Origin of the sequence: Kitasatospora sp. NBC_01246 (assembly GCF_036226505.1) — a bacterium.
Lineage (GTDB): Bacteria > Actinomycetota > Actinomycetes > Streptomycetales > Streptomycetaceae > Kitasatospora.
The window spans coordinates 4,097,188-4,121,684 of record NZ_CP108484.1 but is presented as its reverse complement, the minus strand read 5'-3'; the positions used below and the strand labels follow the sequence as shown (position 1 = coordinate 4,121,684).

The following is a 24,497-nucleotide window of genomic DNA, read 5'->3' as shown; positions in this document are numbered from 1 at the left end:
CTGTCCAACCCCGCCCTCGTGCGCTTAGCATCCGGGCATGGACCAGCGAGCAACGACGCTCCCGATGCCGCCCGGCTGGCCTGCCCGGATCCGGGCGGTCGAGTCCGGCGAGGTGATCCCGCCGGAGCCCCGGCCCTCCGCCACCGTGGTGCTGCTGAGGGACACGGCGACCGGGCCGGAGGCCTATCTGCTGCGCAGGCGCAGCTCGATGGCGTTCGCGGCGGGCATGTACGCCTATCCAGGTGGCGGGGTGGACCCGCGCGACGCCGAGGCCGAGCTCGGCTGGGCCGGGCCCGGCCCGCAGGAGTGGGCCGAGCGGCTCGGTGTGGACGCCCGGACCGCGCAGGCGGTGGTCTGCGCCGCCGTCCGTGAGACCTTCGAGGAGGCTGGCGTCCTGCTGGCCGGCCCGGACGCCGACAGCACCGCCGAACCCCGGGACTGGAGCGCGGAGCGCGCCGCCCTGGAGGCCCACGAGTTCTCCTTCGCCGACTTCCTCCGTGAGCACGGCCTGCTGCTCCGCAGCGACCTGCTGGCCGGCTGGGCCCGCTGGGTCACCCCGGCGTTCGAGGAGCGCCGGTACGACACCTGGTTCTTCGTCGCGGCCCTGCCGCCCGGTCAGCGGGCCGCGCTGGAGGTCGGCGAGGCCGACCGGGTCGCCTGGCTCTCTCCGGCCGAGGCCGTCCGGGGCCACGAGGACGGCGTGTTCGGGATGCTGCCGCCCACCGTGACCGTGCTGCGGGAGCTGCTGCCGGTGCGCAGCGCCGCGCAGGCGCTGGAGGCCGCGGCGGGGCGTTCGCTGCAGCCGATCCTCGGCACCGCCGAGGTCCGGGGGGATCGAATGACGGTTCGATGGTCGGGGTATGAAGAGCTGACCATCGATGGAGACTTTCCCGAAGACCGCTGATGTCCCGGACTCGGGGCACCCGGGGCCCGGCCCCCGGATCCCCGGCCTCCCGACCCTCCGAGCCGATGAACCGATACATCCGATGAACCGACACCGCCCGAGGAAGGATCGACGCCCGATGACCCACAACGACGTGGCTCGCCGGACGGCGCGCGAGATGCCCGCCCGCAGCCTGACCCCCCGCCCGCTCGCCTGCGAGGGCGCGCTCGTCGACGACGGCATACCGGGGCTGCGCGCCCTCGTCCGGACACTGCCCGGACGCGTGCTCGAGCGGACCTGCGAGGGCGGCCGACTCGGCGGGAGCGGCCGGTGAGCGGAATCCTCCCGGGTGACCCCGCCGCCGGCATCGGCGGCGAGGCCACCCCCCGGGCAGTCTGCGTGCTGGCGCCCAACCCGTCGCCGATGACGCTGGACGGCACCAACACCTGGCTGCTCTCCGAGCCCGGCTCGGACCTCGCGGTGGTCGTCGACCCGGGCCCGCTGCACGAGGGGCACCTGCGCCGGGTGATCGACACCGTCGAGCAGCAGGGCAAGCGCGTCGCGCTCACCCTGCTCACCCACGGCCACGCCGACCACTCCGAGGGCGCCGCGCGGTTCGCCGAGCTGACCGGTACCGACGTCCGCGCCCTGGACCCGGCGTACCGGCTCGGCTCCGAGGGCCTGACGCACGGCCAGCGGCTGGAGATCGGCGGCCTCGACCTGCGGGTGGTCGCCACCCCCGGGCACACCTCGGACTCGCTGACCTTCCACCTGCCGGCCGACGGCGCGGTCCTCACCGGCGACACCGTCCTCGGCCGGGGCACCACGATGGTGGCCCACCCCGACGGCAGGCTCGGCGACTACCTGGACTCGCTGCGCCACCTGCAGAACATGGCGACCGAGCACGGCGTGCGCACGGTGCTGCCCGGCCACGGGCCGGTGCTCGCGGACGCGCTCGGCGCCGTCGAGTACTACCTGGCGCACCGGGCCGGGCGGCTCGCCCAGGTGGAGACCGCGGTCGAGGCCGGCTGCCGGACGGCGGACGAGGTGGTGGCCCGGGTCTACGCGGACGTGGACCGCGCGCTCTGGCCCGCGGCCGAGCTGTCGGTCCGGGCCCAGCTCCAGTACCTGGAGGACCACGGGCTGATCTGACCGCCGGCCGGGCCGACCGCCCGGAGCCGCACCGGACACGCGCGAGGGCCCGTCCACCGCATCGGTGGACGGGCCCTCGTCGTCGGTGGGACCGACGGCGCGCCGGGCGGGCCGGAGCGGAGCTCCGGCCGGCCGGGTCAGCGCGAGCGGCGGGAGAGCCGCTCGACGTCCATCAGGACCACGGCGCGGGCCTCCAGCTTCAGCCAGCCGCGGCCGGCGAAGTCGGCGAGCGCCTTGTTGACCGTCTCGCGGGAGGCGCCGACCAGCTGGGCCAGCTCCTCCTGGGTGAGGTCGTGGGCGACGTGGATGCCTTCGTCGGACTGCACGCCGAAGCGGCGCGAGAGGTCCAGCAGGGCCTTGGCGACGCGCCCGGGCACGTCGGAGAAGACCAGGTCGGACATCACGTCGTTGGTCCGGCGCAGCCGGCGGGCGATGGCGCGCAGGAGCGCGATCGAGACCTCGGGGCGGGCGTGCAGCCAGGGCTGGAGGTCGCCGTGGCCGAGGCCCAGCAGCTTGACCTCGGTCAGCGCGCTCGCGGTGGCGGTGCGCGGGCCCGGGTCGAAGAGCGACAGTTCGCCGATCATCTCGCTGGGGCCGAGGACGGCGAGCATGTTCTCGCGGCCGTCCGGCGAGGCGCGGTGCAGCTTGACCTTGCCCTCGGCGACGACGTACAGCCGGTCGCCCGGGTCGCCCTCGTGGAACAGCGACTCACCGCGGGCGAGGGTCACCTCGGTCATGGAAGCGCGCAGCTCGCCGGCCTGTTCGTCGTCGAGTGCCGCGAAGAGTGCGGCGCGCCGCAGAACGTCGTCCACGTGCTTCCTCCTTCTCGGCCGCCCGGCGATCAAGCCGGTCGGCGCAAGTTCCGTACAGTGCTCTGCATCACCAAGCATGGCGCATGTCGCTCCGATCATATGAGGAGGGGGTGCGCCGAGGTGTGCTGCGCGGGGCCATTCGTACCGCCGGAGCGGCCTGCGGGCGGCTCGTGCGGGCGCGCGGAGCGGCGTGGCGGGCGGTGCCGGCGACGCGTGCGGCCGGTGTCCGGGTCCGGCGCGGTGTTCTCGCGGTGTTCGCAGGTCAGCCGGGACGCGCGCGGTCCGGTGCGCGGGGACGCCCGGGACGGGGGCGCCGAGGTCCATGAGGAGGTCGGGGCGGTCGCGGGCCGCCAGGATTCGGCTCCGGCTTAATCAGTGGAGCGCGGGCGGCCGGGGGCGCAGGATCCGGTCCTGACAAGTCCATGAGTCCATGAGTCCACGAGTCCACGGCCCGAAAGACGGTGACCCCGTATGTCCGCCTCCCAGTCCACCGGCACCCCCACCCCCGAGCTTCGCGAGCGGGCCCTGCGGCTGCGGGCGCTCGTGGCCGACGGGGTGCTCGTCCTGCCGAACGCCTGGGACGCCGGCAGCGCCGCCGTGATCGCCTCCGCCGGAGCCGCGGCGATCGCCACCACCAGCGGCGGCGTCTCCTGGTCGCTCGGTCGCGGCGACGGCCAGCAGCTCGGCCGGGCGGACATGGCCGAGGCCGCCCGCCGGATCGCCTCCGTCGTCGACCTGCCGGTCACGGTCGACGCCGAGGGCGGCTACGGGGCGGCCCCCGCCGAGGTGGCCGAAACGGTGCGGGCGCTGGTCGGGGCCAGCGCGGCCGGGATCAACCTGGAGGACTCGGCGGCGGCCGGCGGCCCGCTCTTCCCGGTGGCCGAGCAGGCCGCGCGGCTGGCCGCCGCCCGGGCGGCGGCCGCGGCGGCGGGCCTGCCCGAGCTGCTGGTCAACGCCCGGACGGACGTCTTCCTGTTCGGGATCGGCCCGGAGGAGGGCCGGCTGGACGAGGTGCTGGTTCGCGCGGCGGCGTACGCGCGGGCGGGTGCGGACGGCCTCTTCGTCCCCGGCCTGCTGGACCTCGACGTGCTGGCCCGGCTCTGCGCCGCGTCCCCGCTGCCGGTGAACGCGATGACGGGGCCGGGCGGGCCGACGGTCGCCGAGCTCGCCGCCACCGGCGTCCGGCGGATCAGCGTCGGCACCGGGCTGGCCGAGGCCGCGTACAGCGCCGCCCACCGCGCCGCCGCCGAACTGCTCGGTACGGGCGCCGTGACCGGGGCGCCCGGCGCGCTGGGCTACGGGGAGCTGGACGCGCTGTACCGGCGCTGACCGGCAGGAGCTCACCGGCACGCACAGGGGAGGTGCCGGTGGCCCGGGCCGGGCGGCCTCAGTGGTCGTCCGGCTCCGGGAGCGGGGCCAGCTCGGGCGGCCCGTCGACCGCGGCGGGCAGCCCGAGCAGGCGCTGCATCGCCCGCCGGGTGCGGGCGGCCGCGGCCGCGTCCCGGTAGAGCCGGCGGGCGTGGTTGAGCGCCAGGACCTGCCCGGTCAGTTCGAAGACCACCTGCTCGGCGTCCGGCTCGGCGGGCAGCTGACCGGCGGCGATCGCCAGCTCGGTCTGCCGGCGCAGCTCGCGCTGCCAGACGGCGTTCCGGGCGGCCACCGCCGACCGGACCGGCCCGCGCTCCCGGTCGTCGAACTCGGAGGTCACGGCGGTGAAGAAGCACCCGCCGGGCAGCAGGTCGCGCTCCAGGTAGGAGACCCAGGCCTCGCACTGGACGAGCAGCCGCGGCAGCCCGGGCTCCGCGCCGGCGGCCGCCGCGCGCTGCACCACCTCGCGGACGAACAGGGCGACGGCCTCGTCGACCACGGCGAGCTGCAGGGTCTCCTTGGTGCCGAAGTGGCCGAGGACGCCGGACTTGCTCATCGACAGGTCGGTGGCGAGTCGGCCGATGGTCAGCCCCTCCAGGCCCTCGACCGAGGCGAGGTCCAGCCCCCGGCGCAGGATCGCGGTGCGGGTCCGGCGGGCGTCGGCGACGGATCTTCTCGGGCTCACCGGGCCAGTGTAGCCAGCCCCGGGCCTTTAGAGTCCGATCGTTCGGACGCTATAGTCCCGGCGTGACACCCCCTCACGGAGGAGCAGACATGTCGGGATCCCGGATCGCGGCCCTGGGCCACCACCAGCCCGCCCGAGTCCTCACCAACGACGACCTCGCCCAACTGGTCGACACCAGCGACGCATGGATCCGGCAGCGCACCGGCATCGTCACCCGGCGCATCGCCGACACGGAGTCCGTCACCGACCTCGCCTCCGCCGCCGCCGGCAAGGCCCTCGCCTCGGCGGGCCTGGCGCCGGAGGAGATCGACATGGTGGTGGTCGCCACCTGCTCGGCCAGGGACCGCTGCCCGAGCATCGCCACCCAGGTCGCCGGCCGGCTGGGCATCCCCTCGGCCGTCGGCTTCGACGTCAACAACGGCTGCGCGGGCTTCTGCACCGCGCTGGCCACCGCCGACCACGCCGTCCGGGCCGGGGCCGCCCGGCACGCACTGGTGATCGGCGCCGAGCGGATGAGCGACGTCACCGACTGGACGGACCGCTCCAGCTGCGTCCTGCTCGGCGACGGCGCCGGTGCGGCGGTCCTCAGCCACGATCCGACCGGTCGGGGCGTCGGGCCGGTGGTCTGGGGCTCCGACCCGACCCGGGGCCACGCCGTCCGGCTGGACGACGGCTGGCAGCCGAAGTTCCGTCAGGAGGGCCAGACCGTCTACCGCTGGGCCACCACCGCGCTGGCCCCGATCGCCGAGGAGGCCTGCCGGCGGGCCGGGATCACCCCCGCGGACCTCGGCGCGGTGGTCACCCACCAGGCCAACCTGCGCATCATCGAGGCGGTGGTGGACCGGCTCGGCGTGCCCGGCGCGGTGGTCGCCCGCGACGTCGTCGAGTCCGGCAACACCTCGGCCGCCTCCGTCCCGCTCGCGCTGTCCAAGCTGGTCGAGCGCGGCGAGGTGCCCGCGGGCACCCCCACCCTGCTGCTCGGTTTCGGCGGCGGCCTCTCCTGGGCCGGCCAGGTCGTCGGCTGCCCCTGACCGCGATGGTGGCGGCCGTCCGGAGCGGCCGATACGGATCTTACGAACGGGCCGGTTCGGGCCTACGGTCCGTCATATGACCTCGACGGCACCCTCCCGGACCGCGCCCGGCACCCGCCCCCGGCTGGTCACCCGGCCGCTGCTGCTGCGCTTCGTGTCGATCCTCGGCGCTTCGACCGGGTTCAACCTGCTGCTCTCCGTCGTCCCGCTCTACGCCGAGGAGTCCACCGGGGGCGGCAACGCGGCCGGGCTCGCGACCGGCGCGCTGATGCTGACGACCGTCCTGGGCGAACTGGCCACGCCCCGGCTGGTGGTCCGCTTCGGCTACCGCTCGGTGCTGGCGGTCGGCCTGTTGCTGCTCGGGGCGCCCGCGCTGGTGCTGACCGCCGTCGACGGCGGCCTCGTCTGGATCACGGCGGTCTGCCTGGTGCGCGGGCTGGGCTTCGCCTTCACCATCGTCGCCGGCGGCGCGCTGACGGCGGCCCTGATCCCGGCCGAGCGGCGCGGTGAGGGGCTGGCGCTGGTCGGCGTGGTCTCGGGCGTGCCCTCGCTGCTGGGCCTGCCGCTGGGCGTCTGGCTGGCGGCCCACGTGGGGTACACCCCGGTGGCCGTGACCGCCGGCGCCGTGGCGCTGGCCGCGATCGCCGCCGTCCCCGGGCTGCCGGACCGCGAACCGTCCGCCGAGCCGGCGGTGGGGGTGGTGGCCGGCTTCCGGTCGGCCGGGCTTCGCCGCCCGACCGTGGTCTTCGGCGCCACCGCGCTGGCCGCCGGGATCATCGTGACCTTCCTGCCGCTGGCCGTCCCGGCCGGGTCCGCGGGCCTCGCCGCGGTGGCCCTGTTCGTCCAGCCGGCCTCGGCGACGGCGGCCCGCTGGGCGGCGGGCCGGTACGGCGACCGGCACGGACCGGAGCGGCTCGTGCTGCCCGCGCTGCTGCTCTGCGCCGCGGGCACCCTGCTGATCGCGCTGACCGGCAGCGCGGTCGCCGTGGTGGCCGGCGCGGCGGTGTTCGGCATCGGCTTCGGCGCGGCCCAGAACGCCACCCTGACCATGATGTACGCGAGAGTCTCCAAGGCCGGCTTCGGCGCCGTCACCGCGTTGTGGAACGTCGCCTTCGACGCGGGGATGGGCGTCGGCGCGGTGGCCTTCGGCGTCCTCGCCGGTCCGCTGGGCTACCCGTCCGCCTTCGCCGTGACGGCCGTGGTGATGCTCGGCGCCCTCGCCCCCGCCCGCCGCGACCGCCGCGCCGCACCGGCCGTGGCGGCCGCACCGGCGGGGCCCGCGGTGCCTCCCGCGCCCACGGCGTCGCCGGCGCCGCGCACGCCGGCGGACCAGCCCTGCGGGCCGTCCTGACCGGGCGCCGCGCAGGGGGCGTCCGAACCGTCCGCGGCCCTGCGTCGATGGCTGATCGTCCGCGGCCCCGCGTCGATGGCTGATCGCCCGCGGGGTCAGGGCTGTTCGGCGTAGCCTTCCTGCATGGCAGAGAGCAAGGTCCGGAAGGCCGCAGCCAAGCCGGCGGTGAAGGTGGCTGTGAAGCCGAGGAAGCCGGAGTCGCAGCTGGCGATGGTGCGGCGGGCCCGGAGGATCAACCGGGAACTGGCGGAGCTGTACCCCTACGCGCACCCTGAGCTGGACTTCGACAACCCGTTCGAGCTGCTGGTGGCCACCGTGCTGTCGGCGCAGACGACGGACCTGCGGGTGAACCAGACGACGCCCGCGCTGTTCGCGAAGTACCCGACGCCGGAGGACATGGCGGCGGCGGTGCCGGAGGAGCTGGAGGAGGTCATCCGGCCGACCGGGTTCTTCCGCAACAAGGCGAAGTCGCTGATCGGGCTCTCGATCGCGCTGCGGGACGAGTTCGGCGGCGAGGTCCCGGGCCGGCTGGCCGACCTGGTCACCCTCCCCGGGGTGGGGCGCAAGACGGCGAACGTGGTGCTCGGCAACGCGTTCGGCGTGCCCGGGATCACCGTGGACACCCACTTCGGGCGGCTGGCCCGGCGGTTCGGGTGGACGGCGGAGGAGGATCCGGTCAAGGTCGAGGCGGCCGTCGCGGAGATCTTCCCGAAGTCGGAGTGGACGATGCTCTCGCACCGGGTGGTCTTCCACGGGCGGCGGATCTGCCACTCCCAGAAGCCGGCCTGCGGGGCCTGCCCGATCGCGCCGCTCTGCCCCTCCTACGGGGAGGGCGAGACGGATCCGGAGAAGGCGAAGAAGCTGCTCAAGTACGAGATGGGCGGCCACCCCGGCCAGCGGCTGAGGCCGCCCGCGGACTACCCGGGCGAGGCGGCGGCGCGGGCCGACGCCGTCGCCCACCAGGGCAAGGTCGCGGACCTGGCGGTGGCCGAGTGACGGCGCACGGCCACGACCGGGGGCCCGGGCAGGCCCTGCCGGGACGGATCGAGCGGGACGGCCTGCCGTCCTGGCTGGAGCCGGTCCGGGACGCCGCCGAGCGGGTCCTGCCCGAGCAGCTGAGCCGCTTCCTGCCGCCCGCCGAGGGCGGTCGCGCCGCGGCCGTCCTGATGCTCTTCGGCGAGGGCGGGACCGGCCCCGACGTGCTGCTGATCGAACGGGCCCGGTCGCTGCGCTCGCACGCCGGGCAGCCCTCCTTCCCCGGGGGCGCGCTGGACCCGGAGGACGGCGACCCCGAGGGCTCCGGCCCGGTGGCGGCGGCGCTGCGGGAGGCCTGGGAGGAGACCGGCCTGGACCCGGCCGGGGTGCAGGTCTTCGCCGTCCTGCCCGCCCTCTACATCCCGGTCAGCCGCTTCGTGGTCACCCCCGTGCTCGGCTGGTGGCGCGAAGAGTCACCGGTCCGTCCGGTGGACGCGGGCGAGACCGGCGCGGTGTTCCGGGTGCCGATCGCCGAGCTGACCGACCCGGCCAACCGGGTCCGGCTGCGCCACCCGTCCGGACACCTGGGGCCGGCCTTCGCGGTCGGCGGCCGGCTGGTCTGGGGCTTCACCGCCGGGGTGATCGACCGGGTGCTGCACCACAGCGGCCTGGAGCTGCCCTGGGACCAGACCCGGATCGTCGACCTCTCGGACGAGGCGCTGGCGCTGGTGCAGGGTGACCGCGACCGCTCCCGTGCGCTGCTGAGCGGCGACGCCAGGACCACGTGAACGCCCGACTGTGTGGCCCCGGCGCCCGCCGTGGGAGGGTGTCGGAGTGAACGTCCTGGATCTGCTGCTGATCGCCGCCGCCGTGGGATTCGCCGTGTCGGGCTACCGGCAGGGCTTCGTGGTCGGCGTGATGTCGGTCCTCGGCTTCCTCGGCGGCGGCCTGATCGCCGTCCAGCTGCTCCCGCTGCTGCTCGACCACCTCAGCCCCGGCACCACCGCCTCGGTGGTGGCCGTCGTGGTGGTCATCGTGCTCGCGGCGGTCGGCCAGGCGGTCACCACCCACTTCGGCTGGAAGCTGCGCGGCCACATCGACCGCCGGCCGGCGAAGGCGCTGGACGCCGCCGGCGGCGCGGTGGTCAACGTGATCTCGATGCTGCTGGTGGCCTGGCTGATCGGCTCGGCGCTCGCCGGCACCTCCCTGCCCACGGTCTCCAAGCAGGTCCGCACCTCGGCGATCCTCGGCGGCGTCCAGGACACGCTGCCCTCGGACGCGCCGAACTGGTTCTCCGACTTCTCCAAGGTGCTCGCCCGCAACGGCTTCCCGCAGGTCTTCAACCCCTTCGAGCACGAGCCGATCACCCAGGTCGACACCCCCGATCCGGCGCTGGCCGCCAGCCCGGCCGTGGCCAAGGCCAAGCAGAGCCTGGTCAAGGTGGTCGGCACCGCCACCGCCTGCAGCAAGACCCTGGAGGGCAGCGGCTTCGTGTTCGCGCCGCACCGGGTGATGACCAACGCCCACGTGGTCGGCGGGGTCGACGAGCCCACCGTGCAGATCGGCGGCGTCGGCCAGCTCTACGACGCCACCGTCGTCCGCTACGACTGGCAGCGCGACATCGCGATCCTGGACGTGCCGAAGCTGAACGCTCCCGCGCTCTCCTTCGCGGGCGAGGCGAAGACCAACGACAACGCGATCGTGGCCGGCTTCCCCGAGAACGGCGCCTTCAACGTCCAGCCGGCCCGTATCCGCGGCCGGATCCAGGCCAACGGCCCGGACATCTACCACCGCGGCCAGGTCGTCCGCGACGTCTACTCGGTGCGCTCGCTGGTCCGCCAGGGCAACAGCGGCGGCCCGCTGCTCACCCCGGACGGCCAGGTCTTCGGCGTGGTCTTCGCCAAGTCGCTGGACAGCGCGGACACCGGGTACGTGCTGACCGCGGCCGAGGTGCGCGAGGACGCCGAGAAGGGCAGCACCGCGGCGACCCGGGTGGACACCCAGGGCTGCGCGCTCTGACGCGGCCGGCCGTCGCCCTCGTGTCGGCCGGTCAGGACCTGCCCGCTCCGATCCGGCCGCTCCGACCTGGCCGATCCGATCCGGCCGCTCCGACCTGGCCGCGCGGACTCGGCCGGCCCGCCCCGCCCGACTTGGTCGACCCGCCCGACCCGACCTGGCTGTGGGCCACCGGTGTGTCCGATGTCCGCCGCGTCGTCGGCCCCGGCTGGTAGCGTCGGCCGCGCTCACCCGTTCGGCTCAACCGGGTGCCGTCCCGGGGTGGGCCGAGCGGAGGTCGGCGGCGTCCGATGATGGGTCACTCGCACGCGGTCAGCGGGGCGATGCTGTACGCGGCCTCGGCACCGTTCCTGCCGCCGCTGCTGCTCGACACCACCCTGCAGCCGGCGGACATCCTGATGGGCACGGCGCTCTGCGCCGGCGCCGCCCTGCTCCCGGACCTCGACCACCACGACGGGACGATCGCCAACTTCCTCGGCCCGGTCTCCCGGCTGCTCTGCCGCCTCGTGGCCTGGATCTCCGGCGGACACCGGCACGCCACCCACTCGCTGCTGTTCGTCGCGCTGATGGGGGGCGGCACCTGGGCCGGCGTCACCTACCTGGGCCGGAACTTCACCCTGGGCATGACGTTCTTCCTCCTGGCGCTCGCGATCCGCGCCCTGCGGCTGCACCCGCCGGGCGACGGCCCGACGGCGTGGATCACCATCATCGGCCTCGCCGCGCTGGGCACCGCCGGGATGAACAGCTGGATGCCGAACGCCCCCGGCTGGCTGCCGTACGCGGTGGCGCTGGGCGCGCTGGCGCACCTGCTGGGCGACTGCCTGACGAAGAAGGGCGCGCCGCTGCTCTGGCCGCACAAGGAGCGCTACGAGGTGGTGCTGATCAAGCGCAGCGGCAACAGCGTCGAGACGAAGGTGTTGGTGCCGATCATGTCGGTGGCGACCTTCGTGCTGCTCTGGTTCACCGCGGTGTCACCGACGTGGGTGAACTGACCCGGGTGGGCCGACCGCCGCGCCGGTCCGGTCGCTGAACCGGACCGGCCGCGGGGTCGCCGGTCGCTCGGACTGTCGGGTAGGGTCGGGCCGCGTCCGGCCCCGGTTCTCGTTCGCGCCGCCCCGGCGCGGAGGCTCAGCTCTCGCGCCGTAGCCGCGCGCCCACCCAGCGGGCGCGGCGGCCGAGGATGCGCGGGATGCCGAGCTGCCGCTGCGCCGTGCTCCGGCGGCGGTCGGTGCCGTCGTGACCCAGGTCGTCCGCCCAGTCGGGGCGGTGGCCGGACCTCTGCGAGCTGTTGTGGCGTCGGCTGCGCGGAGCGCTGCCGTGATCGGGCATCCAGGTCATACCGGAATGGATGCCCCTGGGTCGGCCGGGATAACCGCCCGGGGTGTCGTCAACATGGCCTATGCGTTTGTCATATGAGCGCAATATGAAGGGAGTTGGGCTCCGCTTCCGTGTCCGGATGCGGAGGCTCTCAGTCCTTGTGGCGGCCGATCCAGTCCAGCAGCTCGGCGGTGAACTGCTCCGGCGCCTCCTCGTGCGGGAAGTGCCCGATCCCGGGCAGCAGCCGCCACCGGTACGGAGCGGCCACGTACTCGCCGCCGCCCAGCGCGGTGTGCGACAGCAGCACCGGGTCGGCGGCGCCCTGGACGTGCAGGGTGGGCGCGGTGATCGGCTTCTTCATCCGGCGGGCGAACTGGATGCCGTCCGGGCGGGCCATCGACCGCAGCAGCCAGCGGTACGGCTCGATCGAGCAGTGCGCGGTGCTGGGGATCTGGATCGCCTGCCGGTACGCGGCCACCGCCGTCCGGTCCAGCTGGTTCGGTCCCGTCCAGGCGTCCAGGTAGCGGCCCACCAGCGCGGCGTCGTCGGCGACCAGGCGGCGTTCCGGTATCCACGGCCGCTGGAAGCCCAGCACGTGCTCGAAGGCGGCCATCTGGCGGCGGTCCGTCAGCAGCGCCCGGCGGAGGTCCCGGGGGTGCGCGGCCGAGACCACGGTGAGGCTCTGGATCACCGACGGCCGCATCACCGCCGCCACCCAGGACAGCGTGCCGCCGGAGGCGTGGCCCACCAGGTGCGCCCGGCGCTCGCCGAGCGAGCGGATCACGCCGGTGATGTCCAGCGCGAGGTTGCCCGGGTCGTAGCCGCGGGGGGTGCGGTCGCTGCCGCCGATGCCCCGCAGGTCCAGCGCGACGGCCCGGTAGCCGGCCTCGGCGAGCGCGGTCAGCTGGTGGCGCCAGGCCCACCAGTACTCGGGCCAGCCGTGCACCAGCAGGACCAGCGGGCCCTCGCCCAGCTCGGCGATGTGGAACCGGGCGCCGTTGGCCGCCAGGTCGCGGTGCTTCCACGGACCCGCCTGCCGGACGTCCCAGGGCGCCGCTGGCACGGCCCCGGTGGGGCCGTCCTCGCCCGCCCCTGGCGCCTCGACCGCCTCCTCGGCGGCGTCCTGACCGTGGTCGACGCCGTCCTGACCGGGCGTGCGGTCGGGTCCGGAGCTGGCGGACGGCTGCGCGGGCACGGGCTTCTGGTCGAGCGGCATACCGAGAGCGTGTCACATCGGCGCGCCGGGTACGTGGTCGGCACTCGCTCCCGGGGCGTCCCGACCGCACCGGACGGGACCGGAGCGGGCCGCACCGGACGCGCCCCGGCCACCGGGCGCGGGGTGGATGAGCGCGAGGTGGCCGGGGGCGCGGGGCGTTTCGGTCGGCGCCTACGGGATGCGGCCGAGGGCCCGGTCGATCTCCTCCTGGGTGGCCGGGCGGGGGCGGGCGTTCTTGAGCACGTCCGCGGTCTTCTGGGCGCCCTCGATGGTGCGGTGCGGCTTCTCGATCCGCTTGAACGAACGCAGCGCCAGCAGCCCGAGCAGCAGCGCCAGCAGCAGGTACGCGCCGGCCACGATCAGGAACGACCAGCCGAGCGAGAGGCCCAGGGCGTGGATCCCGTACGCCGCCGCCGCGCTCAGCATCGGCACCGCGGCCAGCGCCACCACGCCGGCGACCGTCAGCGACACACCCCCGGAGACGCCGCGCTTGACGTCCGCACGGAGCTCCGCTTTCGCGAGCGCGATCTCGTCGTGGACCAGGGCGGACAGGTCGGTGGTGGCCGCCGCGAACAGCTGCCCCACCGAACGCTCGCCCTCGTAGGGCGCCCGGCCGTTGCTGGACGGGTCTGCGGCTCCTGCGGGCATCAGCGGTTCTCCTCTGCGGCTGTGCGGCACGACGCCGCCGGGCGGTGCGGCTCCCGGTCGTTCCGGGGGCCGTCATCGGGGACCGCTCCGGGGATCGGGGCGGCCGGCGGCGTCTGTGGACTGTCGACAGCTCAGAATCATGCCCCTACCGGTCAGTCGCACACCACTCCGGGGCCCCGCCCGGGGTACGTGTCCCGTTCGGGGGGAGCGCGCCCGGCCGTGGCGGGCGCGTTCCGTCGGGCCGGGCGGGCCGCCGGGGTGATGCCGGGGGCCACCGACTTCGGCCGCCCGTCGCCTCGCACCCGTCGGCGGACCGTCAGCGGGCGGGCCCGGAGCCGGGTCCCGGTCCGGTGCCGCCGGGGCCGCTCTCGGCCGACCGGCGGGCCGCCTCCGCCACCCGGGCCTGCCAGGCCGGATCGTCCTGCTGGTAGACGTCGGGGATGCCGTCGCCGTCCACGTCGCGGTCCTCCTCCTCGCAGAGCTCCCGGTAGTGCCGGTTGCGCAGCTTCAGCAGCACGGTGGCGACCAGCGCGCAGAGCAGCGAGCCCACCAGCACGGCGGCCTTGGAGAGGTCGGCGAGGTCGGCGTCGTCGGGGAAGGCCAACTCGCTGATCAGCAGGGACACGGTGAAGCCGATCCCCGCGAGCACCGAGACCGCGAACATGTCGGCCCACTTGAGCTGCGGATTCAGCTCGGCCCGGGTGAAGCGGGCGGCCAGCCAGGTGCCGCCGAAGATGCCGACGGTCTTGCCGACCAGCAGACCGAGGACGATCCCGAGCGGGGTGGCCTGCGTGAACACGTCGGCGAGGGCCGGCCCGGAGATCGCCACCCCGGCCGCGAACAGCGCGAACACGGGAACGGCGAACCCGGCCGAGAGCGGTCGGACGAGGTGCTCGATGTGCTCGCCGGGGGAGTACTTCTCGTCGCCCACCCGGTGGCAGCGCAGGATCAGGCCCATCGCGACGCCCGCCACCGTGGCGTGCACGCCGCTCTCGTGCATCAGCGCCCAGATCACGAAGGCGAGCGGGACGAACAGGTACCAGCCGTGCACACCGCGCCGGTGCAGGAACCAGAACAGGACCAGGCCGGCGAAGGCCAGCCCCAGCGCCCAGAACTTGATGCCGGAGCTGTAGAAGACGGCGATGATCAGGATCGCGATCAGGTCGTCCACCACGGCGAGGGTGAGCAGGAAGGCCCGCAGCGCGGAGGGCAGATGGGTGCCGACCACGGCCAGCACGCCGAGTGCGAAGGCGATGTCGGTCGCGGTCGGGATCGCCCAGCCGCCCGGGTGGCCGCCACTGCCGGAGTTGGCGAGGGCGAAGATGATCGCGGGCAGGGCGACGCCGCAGACCGCGGCTATGACCGGCAGCATCGCGGCACTGGGACTGCGCAGCTCGCCAGCCACGAACTCGCGCTTGAGCTCGATGCCGGCGACGAAGAAGAAGATGGTCAGCAGACCGTCCTTGGCCCAGGAACCCAGGCTGAGGTCCAGGTGGAGCGGCGTGGACGGCCCGATCGTGTAGTCGAGGACGCTCTCGTACGCGGCCGGCCAGACGTTGGCCCAGATCAGTGCGACGACGGCAGCGATCAGCAGCAGCACGCCACCGACGGTCTCGGTGCGCAGGGCGTCGGCGATGTAGGTCCGCTCGGGGAGGGGAAGTCTGCCGAGGAACTGGCGTCGCCGGGTCGGCTCGTTGACGGGCTGCTGGTCGGTCACGCAGGGACCTCCTCGGGCGGGGGAACGGTGTACGGATGCACCTGTGGTGCAGTGCCGACCAGACTTCCCGGCGCGCCCTGTGACGCGACCGATTCCCGGAGGAGATCTTGTTGCGTCTTTGACAGTCTAGCCGGAACCGGAGTGGGATATCCGCATTGTCATAATTCAGGACGTAGGCCTTGGTGTCCCGTGCTGCACTCGGCCGCGGCACCCGAATGGAGTCGGCCGCATGCAGACGGGTGAACGCCTCCCTATCGTCGATCGCAGTGCCACCCGATCGGGTGGCACGATTCCCCGTTGCCCTCCTGTGGAGACCTGACGATGCCCAGACCGCCCCTCTTACTGGCCCCTGCCGTCCGACCGACCGCTCCGCGGGAGCGCTGACCGGTGAACGGCTCCACGTACGCCCCCGTCGCCGCCGACCCCGTTGTCGCCGCCGCTGCTCCGGCCACCGCCACCGCCACCGAGCCCGGCCCCGAACTTGGTCGTCTGCTCCGCCCGTTGTTCCGTGCCGCCGCTCCGGGCAGCGGCTCAGCCGTCGTGGTGATCCGCGGCGATGAACGGACCGTCGCCTGCCGCGGCCACTCCGACCGCTCCAGCGAGCGCCCCGTCCGCGCCGACACCCGGTTCGCGCTCGGCTCCGTCACCAAGACCTTCACCGGACTGCTGCTCGCCGAGATGGCCGCCCGCGGCGAGGTCGGCTACGACGACCCGATCGACCGTTACCTCCCCGCCGGCGCCGCGCCCGGGTACCCGCGCGAGCGACCGATCACCCTGCTCCACCTGGCCACCCACACCTCGGGACTGCCCCGGCTGCCGGTCGGACTGCTGCCGGCGGTGGCCCCCCGGTGGTTCACCAGCCCCTACGCCACGTTCGGCCCGGCCCACCTGCTCGGGGCGCTGCCCCGCACCCCGGTCCGCGGTACTCCGGGCGCGCAGGTGCGCTACTCGAACCTCGGCTTCGGGCTGCTCGGACTGCTGCTGGCCAACGCGGCCGGGCAGCGCTACGAGGACCTGCTGGAGGCCAGGGTCTGCGGGCCGCTCGGCCTGGTGGACACCTCCTGCGGCCCGGGCCGCGAGGACGCCGCCGGATACCGGCGCGGCCGGCGCGTCCCGTCCTTCCGGCTGCCCGCGCTGCCCGGCGCCTCGGCGCTGCGCTCCACGGCGGACGACATGCTCCGCTATCTGCAGGCGCATCTGGCGCTGGACGCCGTCCCGCTGCCCGCCCGGGCCGACGCTTCGGTGCTGCGGACGGCGCTGGGCGAGGTCCGGCGCCCGCGAGTGGATCGGCGGCGGGGAGGGGCACGGATCTGCCTGGGCTGGAACCACCGCTCGGTCCCGACGGCTCCGGAAGCGGGCCGCCCGGCGGCCGAACCGGCCGGCAGCCCGCTGGGCGACGACCCACGTGGCGGTTCGGGCGACGACCTGCGTGACGGTCTGCGCGGCGTCACGGGTGGTGGCGTCGGTGGTGTCGGTGGTGTCGGTGGTGTCGCCGACGGTATCGGTGCCATGGGGGCTGCTGCTTCGGGTGGCACCGACCGGGAGTTCGACGACGAGGTGGTCTACCACGCCGGAGTCACCCGGGGGTTCACCACCTTCGTCGGATTCAGCCCGCGTGCGCAGGTGGGGCTGGCGGTGATGGCCGGCACGCTGCCGCTGCGCAGCCGGAGCTTCGCCCAGAGCGCGTACGACACCCTGCGCACGCTGGTCACCGAGCGCCGGTCGCAGGGGGAGTGATCCTGCCGAAGCGGATCCGCGCGAAGCGCCGTGAGGTGCGGGAGGTTCCGCGCCGCCGGTAGCGGACAGCGGTGCCCCGGGCGGTCACGACCGCCCGGGGCACCGCGTCGTTCGACGGGGTGTCAGCCCTCGCTGCCCGCGGGGGGCAGCTGGGACTGGATCAGGCTCATCACCGAGCTGTCGGCCAGCGTGGTGGTGTCGCCGATGTCGCGGCCCTCGGCGATGTCGCGCAGCAGGCGGCGCATGATCTTGCCGGAGCGGGTCTTCGGCAGCTCGCCGACGACCTTGATCTGCTTCGGCTTGGCGATCGGGCCGAGCGTGCGGCCGACGTGCGCGCGCAGTTCCTCGACCAGTTCGGGGCTGTCGGTGGCGGTGCCGCGCAGGATGACGAAGGCGACGATGGCCTGGCCGGTGGTGGCGTCGGCGGCGCCGACCACGGCGGACTCGGCGACGGCCGGGTGGCCGACCAGGGCCGACTCGACCTCGGTGGTCGAGATGTTGTGGCCGGAGACGAGCATGACGTCGTCGACCCGGCCGAGCAGCCAGATGTCGCCGTCCTCGTCCTTCTTGGCGCCGTCACCGGCGAAGTACCGGCCCTGGAAGCGCGACCAGTAGGTGTCGATGTAGCGCTGGTCGTCGCCCCAGATGGTGCGCAGCATGGACGGCCACGGCTCGGTGAGGACGAGGTAGCCGCCGGAGCCGTTGGGGACCTCGTTGGCCTCGTCGTCGACGACGGTGGCGGCGATGCCCGGCAGGGCGCGCTGGGCGGAGCCCGGCTTGGTCTCGGTGACGCCCGGCAGCGGGCTGATCATCATGGCGCCGGTCTCGGTCTGCCACCAGGTGTCCACGATGGGGGCCTTGCCGGCGCCGATGTGCTCGCGGTACCAGATCCAGGCCTCGGGGTTGATCGGCTCGCCGACGCTGCCCAGCACCCGCAGCGAGGAGAGGTCGAACTTCGCGGGGATGTCGTCGCCCCACTTCATGAAGGTGCGGATCGCGGTGGGCGCGGTGTAGAGGATGGTCACGCCGTACTTCTGGACGATCTCCCAGAACCGGCCCTGGTGGGGGGTGTCCGGGGTGCCCTCGTAGATGACCTGGGTGGCGCCGTTGGAGAGCGGGCCGTAGACGATGTAGGAGTGTCCGGTGACCCAGCCGATGTCGGCGGTGCACCAGTAGACGTCGGTCTCCGGCTTGAGGTCGAAGACGGCGTGGTGGGTGTAGCTGGCCTGGGTGAGGTAGCCGCCCGAGGTGTGCAGGATGCCCTTGGGCTTCCCGGTGGTGCCCGAGGTGTAGAGGATGAAGAGCGGGTGCTCGGCGTCGTGCGCCTCGGGGGTGTGCTCGGTGGACTGACGCCCGGTGATCTCGTGCCACCAGACGTCGCGGCCCTCGGTCCAGGAGACCTCCTGGCCGGTGCGGCGGATCACCAGGACGTGCTCGACGCCGTCGGCCTTGGTCAGCGCCTCGTCGATGGCGGGCTTGAGCGCGGACGGCTTGCCGCGGCGGTAGCCGCCGTCGGCGGTGATGACCAGCTTGGCCTGGGCGTCCTGGATCCGGGAGGCGACGGCGTCGGCCGAGAAGCCGCCGAAGACCACGGAGTGGGTGGCGCCGATCCGGGCGCAGGCCAGGATCGCGACGACCGCCTCGGCGATCATCGGCAGGTAGATCGCCACCCGGTCGCCCTTGGCGACGCCGAGCTCCAGCAGCGCGTTGGCGGCCTGCGAGACCTCGTCCTTGAGCTGGGCGTAGGTGATCGAGCGGCTGTCGCCGGGCTCGCCCTCGAAGTGGATCGCGACCCGGTCGCCGTTGCCCGCCTCGACGTGGCGGTCGACGCAGTTGTACGCGACGTTGAGCTTGCCGTCCGCGAACCACTTGGCGAACGGCGGGTTGGACCAGTCGAGCGTCTCGGTGGGCTCCACGGCCCAGGTGAGGCGGCGGGCCTGCTCGGCCCAGAAGCCCAGGCGGTCCTCGGAGGCCTGCGCGTACGCGGCCGCGGTGACGTTGGCGGCTGCGGCGAGCTCTGCCGGCGGGGCGAAGCGCCGCTCCTCCTTGAGCAGGTTGGCCAGGCTCTCGTTGCTCAACGCGCACTCCTCATCGAGTCATGATCGGGGTCAATCCCGTGCGTGGGGATTGTCCCGTGTGTCCCAGCGCACAGCTCACCAGGCGAAGTGGTCGGTTGACAAGAGGCGCCGGGTAATTGGTGTAGACCTTTGACCGAGAGTCGAACGGCAGGCCGAGGGAGGAGAGCCTCGGTGGCGGTACGGAGAACTGGGCCCGTGCCCCGGTCCGCCCCGGCGGGACACGGGCCCGGCTCTCAGGCGGCCAGCCGGGGGTCGCCCCCGGTGACGGCTGCCGTGGCGAGGTCCGCGCCGGCGGCGGAGACCTCTTCGATTTCACTCATTCGCCCGCGCGTGTCGCAGGGTGCCGGGCCCGCCGTGCCACCCAGGGCCTCGACCGGACTGAACCGGCCACTCTCCCGGTCGAGCACGTAGGCCTGGGCGGTGGCGAAGTCGAAGTACATCCCCACCAGCCGCAGGCTCCCCTCGGCGACCCGGCGCTCCACTGCGGGGTTCGCCATCAGCTGGTCCAGCTGCTGGACCACGTTGGTGATGCAGAGCTGCTCCACCACGTCGGCCGCCGGGCGGGTGGCGAACTCGGCGGGCACGCGGCGCAGCCGGTCGAGCGAGCCGCGGCCGTTGCGCAGCCAGCGGGTGAGCGCGGTCGGCGGCCCGGGGCGGTCGTGGACGCCGTCCAGCAGGGCCTTCATGGCCCCGCAGCCGGAGTGCCCGCAGATCGTGATGGAGCGCACCTCCAGTACCTCGACGGCGTACTGCACCGCGGCGGCCACCGAGTCGTCGGCGGCGCCCGGCTCGAACGGCGCCGGTACGAGGTTGCCCACGTTGCGAACGGTGAACAGGTCACCGGGCCCACTGTTGGTGATCATGCTGGTGACCAGGCGCGAGTCGGAGCAGGTCAGGAACAGCTGGGAGGGCGTCTGTCCTTCCCGGGCGAGCCGGGCGAGCTCGGGGCGGACCAGCGGAGCGGTGTGCAGCTGGAACACCCGGACGCCGTCCAGGAGCCGGCCGTGCGGATCCTCCTGCTGGTCGATGCAGTGGTGGCCGACCCAGGGCGTCCAGGCGCGGCAGCGGTGCGGGCCGGAGGAACTGCCCGCCCGGACGGTGCCGTCGGGATCGAGGACCTCGTCGTCCTGGCGCCGCGTCACCATGGACACCTGGCCGCCGGCCGCCTGGCGGCCCGTCCGCCAGCTGTGCAGCGTCTCGTACGCGGCGTGGTCCAGGAAGGAGCCGTCGTGGACGACCGCCACGTCGGCGGCGGCGGGGATGCCGGCCAGCGCGCGGCTCAGCCGGGGCACGGCGGTGAAGGTGAGCGGCCCGTGCGTCTGCACCGTGAAGGAGCCGTCGGGGCCGGCCAGGACGTCCACATGGGCGCGGGTCAGGCGGTAGAGCGCGAGCAGGACGGCCGTCGCGGCGCCCAGCGCCACCCCGGGCAGGACGCCGAGCAGCACCACGCCGAGCACGGTGGCGAGGTAGACCGGGAACTCGCGGTGCCGGTGCACCTTGCGGATGTGCGCGAAGCTGACCATCTGCAGGCCGACCACCAGCACGAGCGCGGCCAGCGCGGCGAGCGGGATCCGGCGGAGCCCGCCGGTGAGCGCCAGCGCGGCCGCGAGCACCCAGACGCCGTGCAGGATCGAGGACCACCTGGTCTGTGCGCCGGCCCGGACGTTGGCCGTGCTGCGCACCGCGCCGCCGGCGATCGGCAGCCCGCCGAGCAGGCCGCTGATCACGTTGGCGAGGCCCTGGCCCCGCAGCTCGCGGTCGAGGTCCCCCGTGCGGTGGGCCATCCGGTCGATGGCGACGGCGGAGAGCAGCGACTCGACGCTCGCCACGGCGGTGACGGTCAGCACGGCGGCCAGGATCGCGGCGATCGGCCCGTGCGGCAGGTCGGGGACGAGGTCGTGCGGCTCCCAGGCGGGCAGTTCGACCCGGGCGAGCTGCAGCCCGAGGGCAATCGCGAGCGCGGTGGCGGCGCCGACGGCGACCAGCGGGCCCGGCACCTTGGTCAGCCGGGCACCGAACGCCCCGGCCCTGCCGGGGAGTCGGCCGAGCCTGGGCCAGCCGAGCAGGACGGCGGCGGTGACCGTGCCGACGACCAGCGCGGACGGGTGCGGGCCCGCCAACTGGCTCGGCAGCGCGCGCAGATTGGCCAGTGCGGAGCTCTGCGGGGATCCCCCGAGGACGACGTGCAACTGGGCGATGGCGATGGTGAGGCCGACGCCGGCCAGCATGCCGTGCACGATGGCGGGCGAGACGGCGAGCGCCGTCCGGGCCACCCGGCGGACGCCGAGCAGGAGCTGGAGCAGCCCGGCGGCGAGCGTGATGGCGCAGGTGGCCTGCCAGCCGTACTGGGTGATCAGCCCGGCGGTGATCACGGTCAGCGCGGCGGAGGGGCCGCTGACCTGGAGGGGAGTGCCGCCGAAGAAGCCGACCACGATGCCGCCGACGGCGGCCGCGGCGAGCCCGGCGGTGAGCGGGGCGCCGGTGGCCAGGGCGATGCCGAGGGAGAACGGCACCGCGATCAGGAAGACCACCAGGGAGGCGGAGAGGTCCTGCGCCCAGTGACCGCGAGAGGGCGGTCCGGGCGGGGCGTGGTCCTTGGTGTCGGAGGCGATGGGTGCGCTGGAGATGTCGAGGGTCATTGTCTTCCCGTCTGTCCGGGGGAACGAACGCAGTCAGGTCCGGTGGTGAGTCCGGTTGTGGGGGCTCGGGGAGTCGGATCGGCTGTCGTGGGTCGCGACGGTGTGGCGGGATGGCGTGGGGCGCGGCGGGGATTGCGGGTGTCACCGGCCGGGCCGTGGACCATCAAGGGGCCTCGAAGAAGCCGGGGAGGACCAGGCCGCAGAGAGGACCATCAAGACTCGGTAAACCGAGGGTAATGAAAGCTTTGCACAGCGTCATCTCGGGCGGTAGGTCCAGCGCCCTTGATTCACCCCATTGGGTGGTGTTCGAACGGACGGAAATCTGCTGGTGGCGCCCGTGGCGGCGTCGAACACGCGCAAATGGGCCGTGGCTTCCCCGGGGGCGGGGGAAGCCATGGCCCATGGGCGGCGGCGGGGCGGGCGTGCGACCGGGACGCGCTCCGGCGCGGCGTCCGAGGGTGGGGCGGGATCAGCCTTCAGGCGTGGGCGCCCGCCGGGGCGGGCCGCTGGCCGCCGAGCACGAAGTCGCCGTCCACCTGGGTGGCGAGGTCGATGCCGACCTTGGCGTTGGCCCAGCTCTCCGCGTTGCGGAGGTGGAAGAGGACGGCCTGCTCGGTGTAGCGGAGGGCGTCCCGCCGCTCGTGAGCGGCGTCGGCCTCGGCGCGCAGCTGCTCCAGCACGGCGCGGTTGCCCGGCTCCAGGGCGCGCAGCGGAGGCTCGGCGCCGCGCTCCAGCCGGCGCACCCAGTCGGACTGCCCGAAGGTGGTCAGCAGGTCGTCGCCGACCTCGGCGCGCAGGAACTCCAGGTCCTCGGCGCTCTGCACCTTGTTGCCGACCACGCGCAGCCGGACGCCGAAGTCCCGGGCGTAGTCCTTGTACTGGCGGTACACCGAGACGCCCTTGCGGGTCGGCTCGGCCACCAGGAAGGTCAGGTCGAAGCGGGTGAACAGCCCGGAGGCGAACGAGTCCGAGCCCGCCGTCATATCGGTGACCAGGTACTCGTCCCGGCCGTCCACCAGGTGGTTGAGCAGCAGCTCGACCGCGCCGACCTTGGAGTGGTAGCAGGCCACCCCGAGGTCCTCCTCCGTGAAGGCGCCGGTGGCCAGCAGTCGTACGGACCCCTCGTCGAGCGCGATCGGACGGGCGCAGGCCGCGTACACCGGGTTCTCCTCGACGATCCGCAGCAGGCGCGAACCGCGGCCGGGCGGCGTGGTCTTGATCATCTCCTCGGCGGACCGGATCAGCGGATTGTCGCCGCGCAGGTACTCCTTGATCTCCGGCAGGTGGGCGCCGAGCGACGGCAGCTCCGCCGCCTGAGCGTCCGTCAGGCCGAGCGCGGGGCCGAGGTGCTGGTTGATGTCGGCGTCGACGGCGATGACCGGGCGCCCCGCGGCGGCCAGGTGGCGGATGAACAGCGAGGACAGCGTGGTCTTGCCGCTGCCGCCCTTGCCGACGAAGGCGATCTTCAACTGGGACTCCCGCTCTCGCTCTGGGGCCCGATCTCGGGGCCGCCTGCTCGGGGCCTCTGCCGGGCCGCTCCGCGCGTCCCTTCCGGGTCGCGTCCGCACTGCGCCGAGGCCGACGATTTCCTGAATTGGAAATCGTTATCGTCTCCGATAGTGGCCATGCTATCCGTGGTTTCGGGTTCACCGGCGGAGGGAAGTGAGGATTGCCTCGAACGGGTGATGCGGGGTTGCTGTTCCGGGAGGGGGCCCTCGTTCATTACTCTCGGGTAGGTGAGCACAGGAACAGATCCCCTCGCCCCGCTGGCCCAGCTCCCCGGGGTGCCCGACGCGGTGGCCGAGGTGCGCAAGGCCGTCGACCGGCTCTACGGCCACCGGGTGATGCGCCGCCGCGCGGCCGAGGTCACCTCCGAAGCCGCGCTGCGCGGGGCCCGCGCCTCGGCGGCGCTGGCCGGGGCGGACTGGCCGCTGGAGGAGGTCCGGCGCCGCAGCGACTTCAGCGCCGACGAGGAGTCCCGCACCGTCGGCGCCGCGCTGCGGATCGCGGCCGAGGCCGGTCAGCTGCTGAGCGTCTGGCGGCACTCGCCGCTCCAGGTGCTGGCCCGGCTGCACCTGCTGGCGGTCGGGGACGCCGACCCCGCGGCGGGTCGGCCGAGGCGGGCCGGGGAGGGTGTGGAAGACCTGTTCCCGCTGGAACTCAAGCCGGTGGAGAGCGTCGAGGTGGAGGCGGCTCCGGCCGGGCCGGCGGTCGAACCGCCACCGGCGCCCGGGGCCGAGGAGGTCGCCGCCCGGCTGGACCAGCTCTCCCGGCTGCTGATCGCCCGCGCCGAGGGCCAGGGCGTCGGGACGCCGGCCCTGGTGGTGGCCTCGGTGGTGCACGGGGAGCTGTTGGCGCTGCGTCCGTTCGGCTCATACAACGGTGTGATCGCGCGCGCCGCGCAGCGGATCGTCCTGATCGCCGAGGGGCTCGACCCGAAGTCGATCTGCCCGGCCGAGGTCGGTTTCGCGGAACTCGGCACGGACACCTACCGGCGCGCGCTGGCCGGCTACCTGGCGGGCACACCGGACGGCCTGGCGGCCTGGATCGGCCACTGCGGCCGGGCGTTGCGGCTGGGCGTGCGGGAGAGCACGGCGGTCTGCGAGGCGATGCAGCGCGGCATGGTCTGACCGGTCCGGGGGCGCGGTCCGGCCGGGCGCGCGCCCGGCCGGACCCGGCGGGGTCGGCCGGCTTCGGCGACGCGGGCGGTTCGTCGGGCGGTGAGAGCGAGGATGCGGCGGCACCCGATCCTGCCTGGGTGCCGCCGCTGGTACAGGTGCCGGGTGACCATGCATGCACCGGAAGTGCCCATCAGACGGGGATCCTGCCCGTTCGTCTGGTGCGGCGGCCCGACAGCGGGTCGGCTGCATGT

The 24,497-nt window shown here is 74.2% G+C and carries 21 protein-coding genes; 12 read left to right on the top strand and 9 right to left on the bottom strand.

From position 1 onward, the window contains the following. The first annotated feature begins 37 nt into the window (after window positions 1–37). The 3 genes from OG618_RS18060 to OG618_RS18050 all read left to right on the top strand — a co-directional run bounded on the left by OG618_RS18060 (window position 38) and on the right by OG618_RS18050 (window position 2,035). On the top strand, window positions 38–904 hold the full coding sequence (locus OG618_RS18060; protein WP_329488528.1) for an NUDIX hydrolase: 867 nt from the start codon (window positions 38–40) through the stop codon (window positions 902–904). Between the two features lie 118 nt (window positions 905–1,022). Beyond that, on the top strand, window positions 1,023–1,217 hold the full coding sequence (locus OG618_RS18055; RefSeq protein ID WP_329488527.1) for a hypothetical protein: 195 nt from the start codon (window positions 1,023–1,025) through the stop codon (window positions 1,215–1,217). Further along, entirely contained in the window at window positions 1,214–2,035 is an 822-nt protein-coding gene (locus tag OG618_RS18050) for an MBL fold metallo-hydrolase (protein ID WP_329488526.1), read from the top strand. The genes OG618_RS18055 and OG618_RS18050 overlap by 4 nt, the downstream gene beginning before the upstream one ends. A gap of 137 nt (window positions 2,036–2,172) precedes the next feature. Here OG618_RS18050 and OG618_RS18045 read toward each other — a convergent pair whose 3' ends face one another. Beyond that, entirely contained in the window at window positions 2,173–2,847 is a 675-nt protein-coding gene (locus tag OG618_RS18045; protein WP_030392646.1) for a Crp/Fnr family transcriptional regulator, read from the bottom strand. Between the two features lie 471 nt (window positions 2,848–3,318). Between OG618_RS18045 and OG618_RS18040 the strand changes: the two genes are divergently transcribed. Next, window positions 3,319–4,176 carry an isocitrate lyase/PEP mutase family protein gene (locus tag OG618_RS18040; RefSeq protein ID WP_329488525.1) on the top strand — a complete coding sequence of 286 codons (858 nt, stop codon included), beginning with the start codon at window positions 3,319–3,321 and terminating at the stop codon, window positions 4,174–4,176. A gap of 58 nt (window positions 4,177–4,234) precedes the next feature. Here the strand turns inward: OG618_RS18040 and OG618_RS18035 are convergent, their stop codons facing one another. Beyond that, entirely contained in the window at window positions 4,235–4,900 is a 666-nt protein-coding gene (locus OG618_RS18035) for a TetR/AcrR family transcriptional regulator (RefSeq protein WP_329488524.1), read from the bottom strand. 89 nt (window positions 4,901–4,989) lie between these two features. Here OG618_RS18035 and OG618_RS18030 point away from each other — a divergent pair, with 89 nt between their 5' ends. The 6 genes from OG618_RS18030 to OG618_RS18005 all read left to right on the top strand — a co-directional run bounded on the left by OG618_RS18030 (window position 4,990) and on the right by OG618_RS18005 (window position 11,265). Next, on the top strand, window positions 4,990–5,931 hold the full coding sequence (locus OG618_RS18030; RefSeq protein ID WP_329488523.1) for a beta-ketoacyl-ACP synthase III: 942 nt from the start codon (window positions 4,990–4,992) through the stop codon (window positions 5,929–5,931). A 76-nt stretch (window positions 5,932–6,007) separates the two neighbouring features. Further along, window positions 6,008–7,282 carry an MFS transporter gene (locus OG618_RS18025; protein ID WP_329488521.1) on the top strand — a complete coding sequence of 425 codons (1,275 nt, stop codon included), beginning with the start codon at window positions 6,008–6,010 and terminating at the stop codon, window positions 7,280–7,282. Between the two features lie 123 nt (window positions 7,283–7,405). Continuing rightward, entirely contained in the window at window positions 7,406–8,278 is an 873-nt protein-coding gene (nth, locus tag OG618_RS18020) for an endonuclease III (protein ID WP_329488520.1), read from the top strand. After that, window positions 8,275–9,045: an NUDIX hydrolase gene (locus OG618_RS18015; protein WP_329488519.1), complete on the top strand. Its 771-nt coding sequence runs from the start codon at window positions 8,275–8,277 to the stop codon at window positions 9,043–9,045. Before nth ends, OG618_RS18015 begins: the two co-directional genes overlap by 4 nt. Before the next feature lie 46 nt (window positions 9,046–9,091). Beyond that, window positions 9,092–10,276, top strand: coding sequence for a MarP family serine protease (locus OG618_RS18010; protein ID WP_329488518.1), 1,185 nt, complete (start codon window positions 9,092–9,094; stop codon window positions 10,274–10,276). Window positions 10,277–10,563: 287 nt separating this feature from the next. Beyond that, the gene (locus tag OG618_RS18005) at window positions 10,564–11,265 is read left to right on the top strand and encodes a metal-dependent hydrolase (RefSeq protein ID WP_329488517.1); all 702 of its coding nucleotides are present in this window, start codon (window positions 10,564–10,566) and stop codon (window positions 11,263–11,265) included. Between the two features lie 136 nt (window positions 11,266–11,401). Here OG618_RS18005 and OG618_RS18000 read toward each other — a convergent pair whose 3' ends face one another. The 4 genes from OG618_RS18000 to nhaA form a co-directional block, all read right to left on the bottom strand. After that, window positions 11,402–11,611, bottom strand: coding sequence for a hypothetical protein (locus OG618_RS18000; protein WP_329488515.1), 210 nt, complete (start codon window positions 11,609–11,611; stop codon window positions 11,402–11,404). A gap of 130 nt (window positions 11,612–11,741) precedes the next feature. After that, window positions 11,742–12,806 (bottom strand): alpha/beta fold hydrolase, encoded by a 1,065-nt coding sequence (locus OG618_RS17995; RefSeq protein WP_329488514.1) that lies wholly within the window; start codon window positions 12,804–12,806, stop codon window positions 11,742–11,744. 171 nt (window positions 12,807–12,977) lie between these two features. Then, the gene (locus tag OG618_RS17990; RefSeq protein ID WP_329488513.1) at window positions 12,978–13,454 is read right to left on the bottom strand and encodes a phage holin family protein; all 477 of its coding nucleotides are present in this window, start codon (window positions 13,452–13,454) and stop codon (window positions 12,978–12,980) included. Between the two features lie 316 nt (window positions 13,455–13,770). Then, window positions 13,771–15,171, bottom strand: coding sequence for a Na+/H+ antiporter NhaA (gene nhaA, locus OG618_RS17985; protein WP_329488512.1), 1,401 nt, complete (start codon window positions 15,169–15,171; stop codon window positions 13,771–13,773). Between the two features lie 387 nt (window positions 15,172–15,558). Between nhaA and OG618_RS17980 the strand changes: the two genes are divergently transcribed. After that, on the top strand, window positions 15,559–16,908 hold the full coding sequence (locus OG618_RS17980; protein ID WP_329488511.1) for a serine hydrolase domain-containing protein: 1,350 nt from the start codon (window positions 15,559–15,561) through the stop codon (window positions 16,906–16,908). Between the two features lie 122 nt (window positions 16,909–17,030). On the opposite strand, the gene acs is transcribed toward OG618_RS17980, so the two are convergent. The 3 genes from acs to OG618_RS17965 all read right to left on the bottom strand — a co-directional run bounded on the left by acs (window position 17,031) and on the right by OG618_RS17965 (window position 23,094). After that, window positions 17,031–18,986 carry an acetate--CoA ligase gene (acs, locus tag OG618_RS17975; protein WP_329488510.1) on the bottom strand — a complete coding sequence of 652 codons (1,956 nt, stop codon included), beginning with the start codon at window positions 18,984–18,986 and terminating at the stop codon, window positions 17,031–17,033. A gap of 233 nt (window positions 18,987–19,219) precedes the next feature. Further along, a complete protein-coding gene (locus tag OG618_RS17970; protein ID WP_329488509.1) occupies window positions 19,220–21,625 on the bottom strand; it encodes a SulP family inorganic anion transporter in 2,406 nt (801 codons plus the stop codon). Window positions 21,626–22,101: 476 nt separating this feature from the next. Next, entirely contained in the window at window positions 22,102–23,094 is a 993-nt protein-coding gene (locus OG618_RS17965) for an ATP-binding protein (RefSeq protein ID WP_329488508.1), read from the bottom strand. A 267-nt stretch (window positions 23,095–23,361) separates the two neighbouring features. Between OG618_RS17965 and OG618_RS17960 the strand changes: the two genes are divergently transcribed. Further along, the gene (locus tag OG618_RS17960) at window positions 23,362–24,255 is read left to right on the top strand and encodes an oxidoreductase (RefSeq protein ID WP_329488507.1); all 894 of its coding nucleotides are present in this window, start codon (window positions 23,362–23,364) and stop codon (window positions 24,253–24,255) included. Window positions 24,256–24,497: the final 242 nt, after the last annotated feature.